Genomic DNA, 13,324 nt, shown 5'->3' with positions numbered 1-13,324 from the left:
GCCCCGGGCCGCCCGCCGGGTCGGCAGGAACAGCGTCACGCCCGCCAGCGCCAGCGGGTCGGCGCCCAGATCGCCGACGAGCCGCCCGTCGAGCAGCGCGTCCGCGAGCGTCGGCAGGAACGGAGCGCCGCGGCCGATGGTGAAGATGTGGGACTCGGACATGGATACGCCGATCTAGAGACCGAGCCAGCTCTCGCGCGCGTGCGAGAAGTTGATGGGCTTGCGGCCTGCCGCGAGGCTCGCCCGGTACAAGTCGAAATCGTCCGTCAGAAGCGCGACGTCGTCCGCATCGATGCTCGGCAGCCCTGCATCGGTCAGCCCGAGATAGCGAAATTCGGGGCGCTGAACCGCATCGGCGCTGGCGACGGCGATTTCCCTGCTCTGCTGGATCATACGGCCAAGCACGCTCACGATGGTGTCGACGCCCGGCTTCGCGAATTGGCGGACGAGGTTCGAAGTCTCGGATAGAACATGCGGAGTGAAGACGATCCCGTCCGCATCGAGCAGGATCTGCCGCAGCAGTTGGAAGTCGTCCTTGACGAATGTGTTCGTGCGCTTGTGCCGCGCGATGAAGTCCACTGAAGCGGATCCGACGACCAGCAGAACCAGAAGGTTCGTGTCGATCGCGATCAGCCGGCCCATCTAGTGCTCGACGGCTCTGTTGGTGATCGAGATCATGTCGCCATCCTGATTGCTCAGGGTCACGACCTTGTAGACGCGCGGCAGGTCCGGATTGTAGCCGAGGATGCTGTTTTCCTTGATCCTGGACGCTCTGAGCCTCGGGGACGCGCGCGAGAAGCCGACCGTGATCAGCCAGTGGCGGCCATCCTCGTCGCGGCGGACCTCCTCGAGGCCCACATCAATGATGTCCTCGTCCGAAAAAGTTTCGGCGACATAAGTCTTCGCGCGCTTGATGGCTTCCTTCACATCCATCCTGCAGCTCCTTGCGGCACCGCATCGGGCACGCCGAGCGAATGTAGACGTTCCGGCTCCGTTCCACAATCGCGCCGGCGCCCTCAGGGGTGGCGCGCGCTCGCCTTCACGCGCTCCTCGGCGGCCTGGATCGCCTCCGGGGTGCCGACATGCAGCCATTGCCCGTCGAGGCGCAGGCCGTAGAGGCGCTCGCGGGCGATCGCCCGGTCGAACAGCAGGTTGAGCGAGAAGGCGCCCTCCGGCGTGTCGGCGAAGAGTTCGGGCTTCACGATCGCGACGCCCGCGTAGATGAAGGGCGCCACCGCCCGCTCGCCGCGCCGCTCCAGGCGCCCGTCGCCTGCCATCACGAAGTCGCCCGCGCCCTCGTAGCCGAGGCTCGTCGCGGTCGGCGCCACGAGGAGCAGGATGTCCATCGCCTCCGCGTCCCAGCGCGCGATGAGGCGGGCGAGGTTCGGGGTCGGCCCCTCCAGCCAGAAGGAATCGGAGTTCATCACCACGAAGGGTGCCGCGCCCACGAGGCCGAGGGCCTTCTTCACGCCGCCGCCGGTCTCGAGGAGCGCCGCGCGCTCGTCGGAGACCAGGATCCTCAGCCCGTCCGCGCGCCGCGCGACGTGCCCCTCCACGAGGTCGGCGAGGTAGTGGACGTTGACCACCGCCGTGTCGATGCCGGCCTCCGCCGCCCGGTCGAGGGCGTGGTCGATCAGCGCCTTGCCGGCGACCTCGACCAGCGGCTTCGGGGTCGTGGCCGTGACCGGCCGCATGCGCTTGCCGAGGCCCGCCGCGAGGACGAAGGCGCGGGTGATGCTGGGCTCGCTCATCGGAGGATCCTGGAGGGCGGGTCTGCGGTCGTGAGGGGTCAGGCCGGCGCGAGGAGGCCCGGCATGTGCCGCGCGTGCCAGTCGCGCAAGCCCGCCAGCGCCGGGTGTTCGAGGTTGCGCGCGAGGTAGCCCTCGATGCGCGGCAGGTGGGCGAGGTAGCCCGGCTTGCCGTCGCGCTTGTCGAGGCGCGCGAAGATCCCGAGGATCTTCGTCGCCCGCTGGGCGGCGAGGAGCGCGTAGGCGGTGGCGAAGGCCGTGACGTCGAAGTTCGGCTCGCGGGCGCGGCGCTCGCGGGCGTAGAGGCCGAGCAGGCGCAGCTCGAACTCGGCGCTGGCATCGACGCGGGCGTCCTGCAGCAGCGAGGCGACGTCGTAGGCCGGGTGGCCCATCACCGCGTCCTGGAAGTCGATCAGGCCGACGCGTTCCAGCCCCTCGCGGTGCGGCAGCCAGATCAGGTTCGGCGAGTGGTAGTCGCGCAGGGTCCAGGTCGGGCGGGCGGGAAGCGCGCCGCGCAGCGCCTCGGCCCAGAGGTCGAGGAACTCGGCCCGCGCGTCAGGCGAGAGCGCGACGCCGCGGATGCCGGGGGCGTACCACTCGGGCATCAGCTCGGTCTCGAACAGCAGCGCCTCGAGGTCGTAGGCCGGGATGCGGTGCTCGATGCCGGCCGCCACCGGCACCACGGCCGGCAGCTCGGTAGCGTGGAGCTTGGCGAGCAGCCGGGTCGCCTCGGCGTAGCGCTCGGGCCGGGGCCCGGCGGCGTCCACCACCGGCTCGCTGCCGAGATCCTCGAGGATCAGGAGCCCCGCGTCGAGATCCTCGCCGTAGATGCGCGGCGCCGAGAAGCCGAGCGCCCGAAGGGCCCGGTCCATCGCCACGAAGGCGTGCACGCTCTCGGCGAGCTTGACGATGGCGCTGTAGGGCTTGCCGTCCCGCACCGGCGGGCCGTCCGCGCGCGGGGGCGAGATCATCAGCACCGCCGTGCCGCCGTCCGGGTTGGTCAGGCGCTGGTAGGCGCGCGAGGAGGCGTCGCCCTGCATGTGGGCGCGCTCGGCGAGATCCCAGCCGGCGCGCACCAGCAGGCCGCGCACGGCCCGCGCCCGCTCGATGCGGTCGCGCATGCCGCCCGTGCCGTCGATGCGGGCGAAACGCGAGCCCTCGCCGAACTCGGGCCGGAGCGAGAGATCGACGGTGAGCACGGGGCCGGCGCGGGTCGGCAGCTGCTCGGGCCACTCGACCAGCGTGATGGCCGCCTCGGTCATCTCGTCGAAGCCGATCTCGACCAGCTCGTCGGCGCCGCGCAGGCGGTAGAGGTCGGCGTGCACGATCATGCGCCCGTCCCGGCCCGTATAGGGCTGGACCAGCGTGAAGGTCGGGCTCGGCACCTCGAGGTCCGGGTCGCCGGTCAGTTCCCGGATGACGGCGCGCGCGAGCGTGGTCTTGCCGCCGCCGAGCCCGCCGGAGAGGGCGACGACGTCGCCCGGCAGCAGGAACTCGGCGAGGAACAGGCCGAGATCCTCGGTGGCGCCCTCCTCGGGCAGCACGATCTCCCAGGGCTTCTGGCCCTCGTCGGGCGCCTCGTGCGCAGTCGGATCGTCCTGGTCCAAACCCGCTCCTCCGCGGTCCCCGCGCGCCCCGTGCCGGGCCCCGGACACGGCCGCGATGCTCCGATCGTCCGACGGCCGCGCATCGTGGGCGCTCTCCATATAGGCAGGAGTCGTAGCCGAGGATCGTTAATCGATCATCGCGCCCCGCCGCCGCGCGTTCCCGGCCGTGCCGCAACCTCCCAGCTTGACAGTGCGGTGCTTTACGCGGAACCGCCCCGGCACTCGTCACGGAGACCCGTCCCGATGGATGCCCTGTTCGCGCGCCTGTCCCCCCTGGCGCCCTACGCGCTCGCCGCCCTGCGGATCATGGCCGGGCTGCTGTTCCTGGCGCACGGCACGCAGAAGCTGTTCGGCTTCCCGCCCTCCAACGGGCCCGCGCCCGAGCTGCTCTCGCTGCGCGGCATCGGCGGGGTGATCGAGATCGCGACCGGCGCGCTGATCGCGCTCGGCCTGTTCACCCGTCCGGCGGCCTTCCTGGCCTCCGGCCAGATGGCGGTGGCCTACTTCCTGTTCCACGCGCCGCGCGGCTTCTACCCGGCGATCAACGGGGGCGACGCCGCGATCCTGTTCTGCTTCATCTTTCTCTACCTCGTCACCGCCGGCCCAGGGGCGCTGAGCCTCGACGGGCGTCGCCCGCGGGTCTGAGCCGGCTTCGTTCGATCCCCTCGGATACCGCGCATCCCCCTCCCCCCTCTGCGGGGGAGGGAGAATCGCGCAGGTGTCCCCGCTCACCCGATGATCTTGTCGACCGTGATCGGCAGGTGGCGGATGCGCTTGCCGGTGGCGTGGAAGACCGCGTTGGCGATGGCCGCCGCGGTGCCGACGGTGCCGATCTCGCCGAGCCCCTTCACGCCGAGCGGGTTCGCCCGGTCCTCCTCGTCCACGAAGATCACCTGGATGTCGTGGATGTCGGCGTTCACCGGCACGTGGTACTCGCCGAGATTGTGGTTCATGAACCGGCCGAGCGTGGTGTCCATCAGGGACTCCTCCTCCAGCGCCGCGCCGATGCCCATCACCACGCCGCCGAGGATCTGGCTGCGCGCGGTCTTGGGGTTGAGGATCTTGCCGGCCGCGATCGCCGAGACGATCCGGGTCAGGCGCACCTGCCCCAGCTCCTCGTCGATCTTCACCTCCGCGAAGATCGCCGAGTGGGTGTAGGCCTCGTACTGGCTGTTGAAGTCCTTGTCGGGCGCGGCCTGCCCGGTCGCCTCCAGCCGCTCGACGCCGGCCGCGCGCATCACGTCCACCAGCGCGACGCGGCGGGTCGCGTCGTCCGCGACCACGATATGGCCGTCCGCGAAGGCGACGCGCTCGAAATCGACGTTGGCGAGCGGTGAATCGTCCATCTGGCGCGCCAGCCGGAAGACCTGCTCGCCGACGTCCCGGCAGGCCTTCATCACGGCGGTGCCGGAGGAGGCCGCCGTCCACGAGCCGCCCGCGATCGGCGCCTCGGGAAGCCGCGTGTCGCCGAGCTTCGTCGTCACCGCCTCCATCGGCAGGCCGAGCGTGTCGGCGGCGATCTGGGTGAGGATCGTATAGGTGCCGGTGCCGATGTCGCCCGTCGAGTTGCCGACCTCGAGCCGGCCGTCCGCGGTGAGGATCGCGTGGGCGCTCGTCTGCATCATCATCGATTCCCAGATGCCGGTCGCCACACCCCAGCCGACGAGTTCCCGGCCCTCGCGCATGGAGCGCGGCTCCGGGTCGCGCTTCGCCCAGCCGAAGCGCTCGGCGCCCTGCTCGAAGCAGGCCCTCAGCTCCTTGGAGCCGAAGGGCTTGTCCTCCTGGGTCTGGTCGCGCTGCGTGTAGTTCTTCAGCCGGAGCTGGATCGGGTCCTGGCCGGTGGCGTAGGCCAGCTCGTCCATCGCCGTCTCGATGGCGAAGACGCCGGTGACGGCGCCGGGCGCGCGCATGTCGGCGGGGGTGAAGGTGTCGAGCTTGGCGAGCTTGTAGGTCAGCGCGACGTTGTCGCACTTGTAGAGGATGCCCGACCAGTTGACGACGACCTCCTGGTAGTCCTCGAACTGCGAGGTCGGCGCCAGCGCGTCATGGCGCAGCGCCTGGAGCGTGCCGTCCCGGTCGGCGCCGAGGCTGATCGTCTGGATCGCCTCGGGGCGGAAGCTGAAGGTCCACATCTGGTCGCGGGTCAGCGCCACCCGCACCGAGCGCCCGAGGTCGCGCGCGGCCAGCATCGCCAGGAAGAGCTGATACTGTGGGCGCAGGCCCGAGCCGAAGCCGCCGCCGAGATAGGGGTTCAGCACCCGCACCTCGTCCTTCTTCAGGCCGAAGACGTTGGCGAGGTAGCCCTGGCTGTTCGAGACGCCCTGGATCTTGTCGTAGACCGTGTAGGTGCCGTCCTCCTCGACGATGACGGTCGAGGCGTGCGGCTCCATCGGGTTGTGGTGCTCGGTGGCGAGCGTGTACTGCTCGCGCACCTTCACGGCAGCGGTGTCGAAGACCGCGTCCGCGTCGCCCCAGGGCTTCGGCGGCGGCTTGATGCCGTTGCGCTTCATCGGCGGGTCGTAGGCGAAGTCTCCGACCTTCGTCAGATCGACGCTCGGCGCCTCCGCCTCGTAATCCACCTTGACGAGCGTCGCGGCGTGGCGCGCGGTGTCGAAATCCTCGGCCACCACCAGCGCCACCGGCTGGCCGCTGTACAGGATCTTGTCGTCGTAGAGGGCGCGGAAGGGTGCGCCGGGAGGGGCGACCTGATCCTGGTAATTGTAGTTGAGCCAGGCGGTGCGCGGCCGGTTCTCGTGGGTCAGCACCTTGACGACGCCGGGCACGGCCTCCGCCGCGCTCGTGTCGATGCTCCGGATCCGGCCCTTGGCGACGATGCCCGACACGACGTAGCCGTGCAGGAGGTCGGGTGCCGAGAACTCGCCCGCGTACTTGGCGAGTCCCGTCACCTTGGCGGGGCCGTCGATGCGGCTGCGGGGCGTGCCGACGAAGCTGTCGCGCCCGGTGGAGGAGAAGGTCTGGGTCATCGGCGGCTCACTGGATGCGCTTGTCGGTGACGGACTGGGGCGTGCCGGCGGCGGCCTGTTCCAGGCCCCGCACGATGGCGCGCCGCGCGAGTTCCACCTTGAAGGCGTTGCCCTGTTGGGGCTTGGCCTCGGCGACGATGAGGTCGGCGGCCGCCTGGAAGCTCTCGCGGGTGGCGGGCTTGCCCTGGAGAAGCGCCTCGGCCTCCGTGTTGCGCCAGGGCTTGTGCGCGACGCCGCCGAGCGCGAGGCGGGCGGTCTTCACGGCGTCGCCGTCGAGCTCGAGGGCGGCCGCGACCGAGACCAGCGCGAAGGCGTAGGAGAGCCGGTCGCGCAGCTTCAGGTAGGTGTAGTGGCGCGAGAAGTCCTGATCGGGCAGATCGACCGAGACGATGATCTCGCCGGGCCTCAGGTTGGTGTCCTTCTCCGGCGCATCGCCCGGCAGGCGGTGGAACTCGGCGAAGGGGATGCTGCGCTCGCCCTCCGGCCCGCTCACCTGCACCGTGGCCTCCAGGGCGGCCAAGGCCACGCACATGTCGGAGGGGTGCGTGGCGATGCAGTGCTCGCTCGTGCCGAAGATCGCGTGGATGCGGTTCACCCCGCCGATCGCCGGGCAGCCGGAGCCGGGCTGGCGCTTATTACAGGGCGTGGCCGTGTCGTAGAAGTAGTAGCAGCGGGTGCGCTGCAGGAGGTTGCCGCCGGTCGAGGCGGCGTTGCGCAGCTGCGCGGAGGCGCCGGCCAGGATCGCGTCGGCGAGCAGCGGGTAGCGCGCGCGAACCCGGTCGTCGTAGGCCACGGTGGCGTTGGTGGCGAGCGCGCCGATCCGCAGGCCGCCGTCGTGCTCGGCGATCTCGCCGAGCGGCAGGCGAGTGATGTCGATGAGCCGGCCGGGCCGCTCGACGTCGTACTTCATCAGGTCGATGAGGTTGGTGCCGCCCGCGATGAAGCGCGCGCTGTCCGCGCCCGCGAAAGCCTGCACCGCCTCGGCCACCGTGCCGGCGCGGACGTAGTCGAAGCGGTTCATCGGGCGCCTCCCTGGGCCATGACGTCCTCGATCGCGTCGACGATGTTGGTGTAGGCGCCGCAGCGGCAGATGTTGCCGCTCATCGCCTCGCGGATCTCGTCGCGGGACTGGGCGTGGCCCTCGTTCATCATGCCGACGGAGGAGCAGAGCTGGCCCGGCGTGCAGTAGCCGCACTGGAAGGCATCGTGCTCGATGAAGGCTTCCTGGATCGGGTGCAGCCCGTTCGTGCCCGCGCCCCCGTTGGCCAGGCCGGCGAGGCCCTCGACGGTGGTGATCTCGGCCCCGTCCTTCATCACCGCGAGCGTCAGGCAGGAATTCACCCGCGTGCCGTTCACCAAGACCGTGCAGGCGCCGCACTGGCCGTGGTCGCAGCCCTTCTTGGTGCCGGTGAGATCGAGATGCTCGCGCAGCAGGTCGAGCAGGGTGGTCCAGGGCGCGACCTGGAGGTCGCGCTGCTGGCCGTTGATGGTCAGGCTGATGCCGACCTTCGTGTCCGCCGCGACGGGCGAACCGCTTTCGATGAGCATGGGACCTCGCGAGAACGATGAGGCGGGCCGGGGCGCGGCCTGAGAAGAAGGCGTTCCGTCCGCTGCGGCACCGCGCATCGGCGCGCGCGGACGGGTTGTCCGGGCGTCGGGCGCCCGGTCTCACCTCACAACAATTCCAGATTGTCCCTGTTCCAAAACGGCTCGCTGGGCCGGCCCACGGCGGGGCGGCCGGCCGTTCCGTTCAGGCAGCGCATCGGCTAACCCTGGGGGCAGATCCCCTCAGCCGGAGACAGGCCCATGGCGGCGCTCGACGCGATCCTGAACGACATCGACAAGGACCTCGACAACGCGCTGGAGCGCCTGTTCCGGTTCCTCAGGATCCCGTCGATCTCGACCGACCCGGCCTACGCCGCCGCGTGCCGCGAGGCCGCCGACTGGCTCGCCGCCGACCTCACCGCGCTCGGCTTCGCGACCGGCGTGCACGAGACCAGCCTGCACCCGGTGGTGCTGGCCCACCGGCCGAAGCCCGGCACGCCGCACGTGCTGTTCTACGGGCACTACGACGTGCAGCCGGTCGATCCGCTGAACCTCTGGGAGAGCCCGCCCTTCGAGCCGCGCATCAGCGAGGGCGCGGACGGGCAGCGCCGCATCGTCGGGCGCGGCGCCTCGGACGACAAGGGCCAGGTGATGACCTTCGTGGAGGCCTGCCGGGCCCACATCGCCATGGCCGGCGAGCTGCCCTGCGGCGTCACCATCCTGGTCGAGGGCGCCGAGGAGAACGGGTCGCAGGGCGTGCCCGAATGGGTCGAGCGCAACAAGGACAAGCTCGGGGCCGACGTGGTCCTGGTCTGCGACACGGCGATGTGGGACGTGGGTATCCCTGCCATCACCACCTCGCTGCGGGGCCTGTGCTACTTCGAGGTGAAGGTCACCTGCGCCGACCGCGACCTGCATTCGGGATTCTTCGGGGGCGCGGCGCGCAACCCGATCCACGTGCTGGCCAGGATCCTGGCCGACCTGCACGACGCGGACGGGCGCGTCGCGGTTCCGGGCTTCTACGAGGGCGTGCACGAGCGCCCGCCCGAGGTGATCGAGCAGTGGCGCGGCCTCGGCCTGACGCCGGAGAAATTCCTGGGCGCCATCGGCCTGAAGGAGCCGGCCGGCGAGCGCGGGCGCATGCCGATCGAGCTGATCCAGTCGCGGCCCGCCTGCGACGTCAACGGCATCATCGGCGGCTACACGGGCGAGGGCACCAAGACGGTGATCGCCAGCGAGGCCTCCGCCAAGGTCTCGTTCCGCCTCGTGGACGACCAGGATCCGGGGGCGCTCGCGCGCAACTTCGAGGCCTTCGTGCGGGAGCGCGTGCCGGCCGACTGCCGGGTCGAGGTGATCACCTACAAGGGCTCGCGCGCGGTGAGCCTGCCCTTCGACATGCCCGAACTCGGCCTCGCCAAGACGGCGCTCGCGGAGGAGTGGGGCGCGCAGGCCGTGACGGTGGGCGCGGGCGGCTCGATCCCGATCGTGGGCGACTTCAAGCGGATCCTCGGGCTCAACACCCTGCTGATCGGCTTCGCGCTCGACGACGACCGCATCCACTCGCCGAACGAGAAGTACGATCTGCGCAGCTTCCACAAGGGCACGCGCTCCTGGGCGCGCATCCTCCAGGCCTTCGGCGAGGCCGGGCGGGGCTGACGCGGCGCGGCTCGGTGGCGGAAGAAGGCGCGCGGCCGACCGGTCGAAGAGCCGTGCCGGCTTCCTGTCAGGCCACCCGCACCCGCCCGCGGCGGCCGCGCTTGGCCGCGTACATCCGCGCGTCGGCCCGGGTGACCGCGGCCTTCAGCGGTCCCTCGCCGGTCCAGGTGCCGATCCCGAGCGAGACGCCGAGCAGGGTGCCGGCGCCGTCGTTCGCCCGCTCGACGCCCTCGGCGATCCGCAGGGCCAGCGCGGCGGCGCCGTCCGGGCCGGTACCCGGCAGCAGGATCGCGAACTCGTCGCCGCCGATCCGGGCCGCATGGGCCGAGGCCGGGACGCGCTCCGCCAGGACGCGGCCGAAGCGGCGGATCAGCCGGTCGCCGGCATCGTGGCCGCGGCGGTCGTTGACGGCCTTGAGCCCGTTCAGGTCGGCGACGATCACCGAGGTCGGCACGACGCGCGCCGCCTCCAGACGCGCCAGATGCGCCGCGTAGGCCGCACGGTTGAGCAGGCCCGTGAGGGAATCGGTGAGGCTCAGGGTCTCCAGACGCGCCTCGGCGCGCTTGTTCTCGCCGATGTCGGTAAGCGCGATCTGGACGAGGCGGCGCCCGTCGCCCTGGTCCGGCAGCGCGGCGTACTGCGCCTTGAGATGGAGCGCGCTCCCGTCGATGCGCCGGAACAGGACGTCGCGGGCGCCGTGGCCCGTCCCGGCCCAGAGGGCCAGCGCCTCCGCGGCGAAGACCCGCCGCGCCTCCGCGCCGAGGCCGACCGCCACGTGGTGGGCAAGCGCGCTGCTGTCCGCCGCCCCGAACAGGGCGAGCGCGGGCGCGTTCGCGCCGACGACGACGAGGCTCGCGCGCGCCGCCTCCGCCCAGTCCGGATGCGCGTCCATGTGGGCGGCGAGATCCTGCACGCCGGCCGCGCGCAAGCGCGCCAGCATCGCGGCGAGGCCGGATTCGTCGCGCACCAGCGTCGGCACGGGCGAGCGCTCGAACAGGCTCGCGGCGAAGCGCGCGAGGGCGTCCTCGCGGCGGCGCAGCTCCTCGCGCGGCGTGATGTCCTCGACCGAGATCAGGAAGCGGGCCCAGTCGTCCTCGTGGCCCGGCAGCATCCGGCCCGCGTAGCTCACGTCGAGGACGCGGCCGCCGATGGTGCGGTTGCGGGTGACGAGCCGGGCCTGCGTCGCCCCCGCCCAGAGCTGGCAGAGCACCTCGACCAGGGCGGTGGCGTGCGGGTCGTCGAAGATCGCCGGGATGTGGGCGAACAGCTCCGCCGCGTCGCGGGCCTCGTAGAGCCGGAGCGTGTGGCGGTTCACCCGCTCGACCCGGATCAGCATCTGCACGGCCAGCAGGTGCTCGGGATGGCGCAGCCAGGCGCGCAGGTCGCTCATGCCGGCCGCGCCCCACGCGTCCAGGCGGGCCTTGAGGGCGCTCAGGTCCTGCAGCCAGAGCGATACCGGCGCGAGTTCGAACAGCTCGGCCTCGAGATCGCCGGAGGGCGGCGCGGCATGCGTCATCGTCGAAAGGTAGACCGGGAGTTCAGGCGATGCCCGTGCGGGCACTGCGCAGTATCCTCCGCAAGCCTTGCCAAAAGGTGCCGAACAACGCCGGACTCCCGCGAAGTCGGGTCGGCGCGGACCGGCCCCGCGCTGCTCGCGTCCTACGCGCCGGGTGCTCGTGGGATGCTCGCGTGATACTGGCCGCGCCCGTTCGGGACGGGCTCGGGAGGCGCCCCAACCGGCCCGGGACGGTTCGTCCGGAGCCGTCAGGCGGCCCGCCGCTCGCCGCGCCACAGCAGCCCGGCCACCGCGAGGGCGAGGCCCAGCAGCGCCGCGTTGAAGGCGACCACCGCCGGCCAGCCGCCATGGGTCCAGAACAGGCCGCCGGCCGAGCCGAGGCAGCTGGAGCCGAGATAGTAGGCTAGCAGGTAGAGCGAGGCGGCGTGCCCCTTGGCGCCGCGGGCCATCCGGCCGACCCAGCCGCTCGCCACGGCGTGCACCACGAAGAAGCCGACCGTGACGCCCACCACGCCCGCGATGATGCCGGGCAGCGCGGGCAGCAGGGTCAGCGCCACGCCCGCGCCCATGATCAGCACGCCCGCGGTCAGCACGGGGCCCCGCCCGAGCCGGTCGGCGAGCGCGCCCGCCGCCGAGGAGGCGAAGACGCCGCAGAGGAAGACCGCGAAGACCAGGCTGATCTGCCCCTGGCTCAGGGAGAAGGGCGCCGCGCTCAGGCGGAAGGTCAGGTAGTTGAAGGTCCCGACGAAGACGCCGAGGCCCAGGAAGCCGGTGAGGAAGAGGAGCGGCAGGCCGCGGTTCCTGAGGTGCCCGGCCCAGGCGCCGATGTGGTAGGCGGCGTTGACGCCCCGGCGCCGGGCGAAGTTGCGCGACGGCGGCAGCAGCAGCAGGAAGCCGAGAGCCGCCGCGAGGTCGAGGAGGCCCAGCACCCCCATGGCGGTGCGCCAGGTCGTGAACTCGGTGAGCGCGCCCATGCCGAGCCGGCCCATCATGCCGCCGAAGGCCGTGCCGCCGACGTAGAGGCCCATCGTGGCGCCGAGCGCCCGCGGGTGGATCTCCTCGGCGAGGTAGGCCATCGCCACCGCCGGGACGCCGCCGAGCACGAAGCCCTCCAGCGCCCTCAGCACGAGGATCGCGTGCCAGCTCGGTGCGAGGGCGCTGCCGAGATGGAGCAGCGCGCCGCCCGCCATCGAGGCGAACATCAGCCCGCGCCGGCCGACCGCCTCCGAGACCGCGCCCGCGCACAGGATCGAGAAGGCCAGGAAGCCGGTGGCGAGCGAGAGCGCGAGCGAGGCCTGCGAGGCGCCGACGCCGAACTCGTCGGTGAAGCTCGGCAGCAGCGGCTGCACCGCGTAGAGCAGCGAGAAGGTCGAGAAGCCCGCCAGGAACAGGGCGAGCCGCGCGCGGCCGAAGGCGACGCTGCCGGGCTCGATGCAGGCGGGCTCGATGCAGGCGGGCTCGATGCAGGCGGCCTCGCGCGCCTCGGGGACGGCGGTCGAGGCGAGGCCCGCCGGGGCTTTGAAGCCCCGCTGGGCTCGGGCGGTCGGGGCGGTGCTCACGGCGGCTCGGATCCGAGGACGACGCCCCGAAGGTAGGGAGCGCGCGGCTATCGCGCCTCAGCAATCGAGCTTGAACAGCTATCGCGATCCGGCATAGCTCGGGCATGGACCTCGCCCAGCTCCGCACCCTCGTGCACGTGGCCGAGCTTGGCAGCCTGAGCAAGGCTGCCGGCCGCCTGCGGATCGCACAGCCCGCGCTGAGCCGGCAGATACGGCTCTTGGAAGACGAGCTCGGCGCGCGCCTGTTCGACCGGCACGGGCGGGGCATGGTCATCACCGAGGCCGGCCGCGAGGCCCTGCGCCACGCCAAGCGGGTGCTGGCCGAGACCGAGGAGCTGCGAGCCAGCGTCTCGGGCCCGGGGGCCGAGCTCGCCGGCCACGTCGCGGTCGGCCTGCCGCCGACCCTCGCCGACATGGTCTCGGTGCCGCTGGTGGCGGCCTTCACGGCGACCCATCCGCGGGTGCGGCTCCAGCTGGTGGCCGCCTATACGGGCTACCTGCTCGACAGCCTCAACCGCGGCGAGATCGACCTCGCGGTGCTCTACGACCCGCGCGCGACGGGCAGCCTGCGCATCCGCCCGCTGATGCAGGAGGCCCTGTTCCTGATCGGCCCGGGCGATGCCGGCCTCACCGCCGGGGAGCCGGTGCCGTTCCGGACGCTGGCGACCCAGCGCCTGCTCCTGCCGAGCACCCGCCACGGCCTGCGCAA

At 71.9% G+C, this 13,324-nt stretch carries 12 protein-coding genes; 3 read left to right on the top strand and 9 right to left on the bottom strand.

Annotated features, from left to right (window positions below):
- Positions 1 to 174: 174 nt before the first annotated feature.
- The 4 genes from AX737_RS12390 to tsaE form a co-directional block, all read right to left on the bottom strand.
- On the bottom strand, positions 175 to 642 hold the full coding sequence (locus tag AX737_RS12390; protein WP_066921731.1) for a PIN domain-containing protein: 468 nt from the start codon (positions 640 to 642) through the stop codon (positions 175 to 177).
- Entirely contained in the window at positions 643 to 933 is a 291-nt protein-coding gene (locus AX737_RS12385) for a hypothetical protein (protein WP_066921729.1), read from the bottom strand.
- Positions 934 to 1,016: 83 nt separating this feature from the next.
- Complete coding sequence (locus AX737_RS12380) at positions 1,017 to 1,751, bottom strand: nucleotidyltransferase family protein (RefSeq protein ID WP_066921727.1); 735 nt, start codon at positions 1,749 to 1,751, stop codon at positions 1,017 to 1,019.
- Positions 1,752 to 1,789: 38 nt separating this feature from the next.
- Positions 1,790 to 3,355: a tRNA (adenosine(37)-N6)-threonylcarbamoyltransferase complex ATPase subunit type 1 TsaE gene (gene tsaE / locus AX737_RS12375; RefSeq protein ID WP_066921725.1), complete on the bottom strand. Its 1,566-nt coding sequence runs from the start codon at positions 3,353 to 3,355 to the stop codon at positions 1,790 to 1,792.
- 243 nt (positions 3,356 to 3,598) lie between these two features.
- Here tsaE and AX737_RS12370 point away from each other — a divergent pair, with 243 nt between their 5' ends.
- Entirely contained in the window at positions 3,599 to 4,000 is a 402-nt protein-coding gene (locus tag AX737_RS12370) for a DoxX family protein (protein WP_066921723.1), read from the top strand.
- 83 nt (positions 4,001 to 4,083) lie between these two features.
- Here the strand turns inward: AX737_RS12370 and AX737_RS12365 are convergent, their stop codons facing one another.
- Genes AX737_RS12365 through AX737_RS12355 form a run of 3 tightly spaced genes read right to left on the bottom strand, consistent with a single transcriptional unit; the run spans position 4,084 to position 7,887 of the window.
- On the bottom strand, positions 4,084 to 6,339 hold the full coding sequence (locus tag AX737_RS12365) for a xanthine dehydrogenase family protein molybdopterin-binding subunit (protein WP_066921721.1): 2,256 nt from the start codon (positions 6,337 to 6,339) through the stop codon (positions 4,084 to 4,086).
- 7 nt (positions 6,340 to 6,346) lie between these two features.
- Positions 6,347 to 7,360 carry a xanthine dehydrogenase family protein subunit M gene (locus tag AX737_RS12360; RefSeq protein WP_066921719.1) on the bottom strand — a complete coding sequence of 338 codons (1,014 nt, stop codon included), beginning with the start codon at positions 7,358 to 7,360 and terminating at the stop codon, positions 6,347 to 6,349.
- Complete coding sequence (locus AX737_RS12355; RefSeq protein WP_066921718.1) at positions 7,357 to 7,887, bottom strand: (2Fe-2S)-binding protein; 531 nt, start codon at positions 7,885 to 7,887, stop codon at positions 7,357 to 7,359. Before AX737_RS12355 ends, AX737_RS12360 begins: the two co-directional genes overlap by 4 nt.
- Before the next feature lie 258 nt (positions 7,888 to 8,145).
- On the opposite strand from AX737_RS12355, the gene AX737_RS12350 reads away from it, so the two are divergent.
- Complete coding sequence (locus AX737_RS12350) at positions 8,146 to 9,540, top strand: M20/M25/M40 family metallo-hydrolase (protein ID WP_066921716.1); 1,395 nt, start codon at positions 8,146 to 8,148, stop codon at positions 9,538 to 9,540.
- A 67-nt stretch (positions 9,541 to 9,607) separates the two neighbouring features.
- Here the strand turns inward: AX737_RS12350 and AX737_RS12345 are convergent, their stop codons facing one another.
- Entirely contained in the window at positions 9,608 to 11,101 is a 1,494-nt protein-coding gene (locus tag AX737_RS12345; protein ID WP_156453677.1) for a GGDEF domain-containing protein, read from the bottom strand.
- Between the two features lie 203 nt (positions 11,102 to 11,304).
- Positions 11,305 to 12,615: an MFS transporter gene (locus AX737_RS12340; RefSeq protein ID WP_066921712.1), complete on the bottom strand. Its 1,311-nt coding sequence runs from the start codon at positions 12,613 to 12,615 to the stop codon at positions 11,305 to 11,307.
- Between the two features lie 104 nt (positions 12,616 to 12,719).
- On the opposite strand from AX737_RS12340, the gene AX737_RS12335 reads away from it, so the two are divergent.
- A partial coding sequence (locus tag AX737_RS12335; protein WP_156453676.1) for a LysR substrate-binding domain-containing protein occupies positions 12,720 to 13,324 on the top strand: 605 nt, incomplete at its 3' end.

It is taken from the genome of Methylobacterium sp. CCH5-D2, assembly GCF_001556475.1.
In the GTDB taxonomy this organism is placed as follows: domain Bacteria; phylum Pseudomonadota; class Alphaproteobacteria; order Rhizobiales; family Beijerinckiaceae; genus Methylobacterium; species Methylobacterium hispanicum.
Note: the sequence above shows the minus strand (reverse complement) of the source record. Positions and strands in the feature narration are given on the sequence as shown.

Coding starts and splice junctions, on each gene's coding strand:
- AX737_RS12390 (WP_066921731.1), bottom strand. CDS start 642: ATGGGCCGGCTGATCGCGATCGACACGAACCTTCTGGTTCTGCTGGTC.
- AX737_RS12385 (WP_066921729.1), bottom strand. CDS start 933: ATGGATGTGAAGGAAGCCATCAAGCGCGCGAAGACTTATGTCGCCGAA.
- AX737_RS12380 (WP_066921727.1), bottom strand. CDS start 1,751: ATGAGCGAGCCCAGCATCACCCGCGCCTTCGTCCTCGCGGCGGGCCTC.
- AX737_RS12370 (WP_066921723.1), top strand. CDS start 3,599: ATGGATGCCCTGTTCGCGCGCCTGTCCCCCCTGGCGCCCTACGCGCTC.
- AX737_RS12365 (WP_066921721.1), bottom strand. CDS start 6,339: ATGACCCAGACCTTCTCCTCCACCGGGCGCGACAGCTTCGTCGGCACG.
- AX737_RS12360 (WP_066921719.1), bottom strand. CDS start 7,360: ATGAACCGCTTCGACTACGTCCGCGCCGGCACGGTGGCCGAGGCGGTG.
- AX737_RS12355 (WP_066921718.1), bottom strand. CDS start 7,887: ATGCTCATCGAAAGCGGTTCGCCCGTCGCGGCGGACACGAAGGTCGGC.
- AX737_RS12350 (WP_066921716.1), top strand. CDS start 8,146: ATGGCGGCGCTCGACGCGATCCTGAACGACATCGACAAGGACCTCGAC.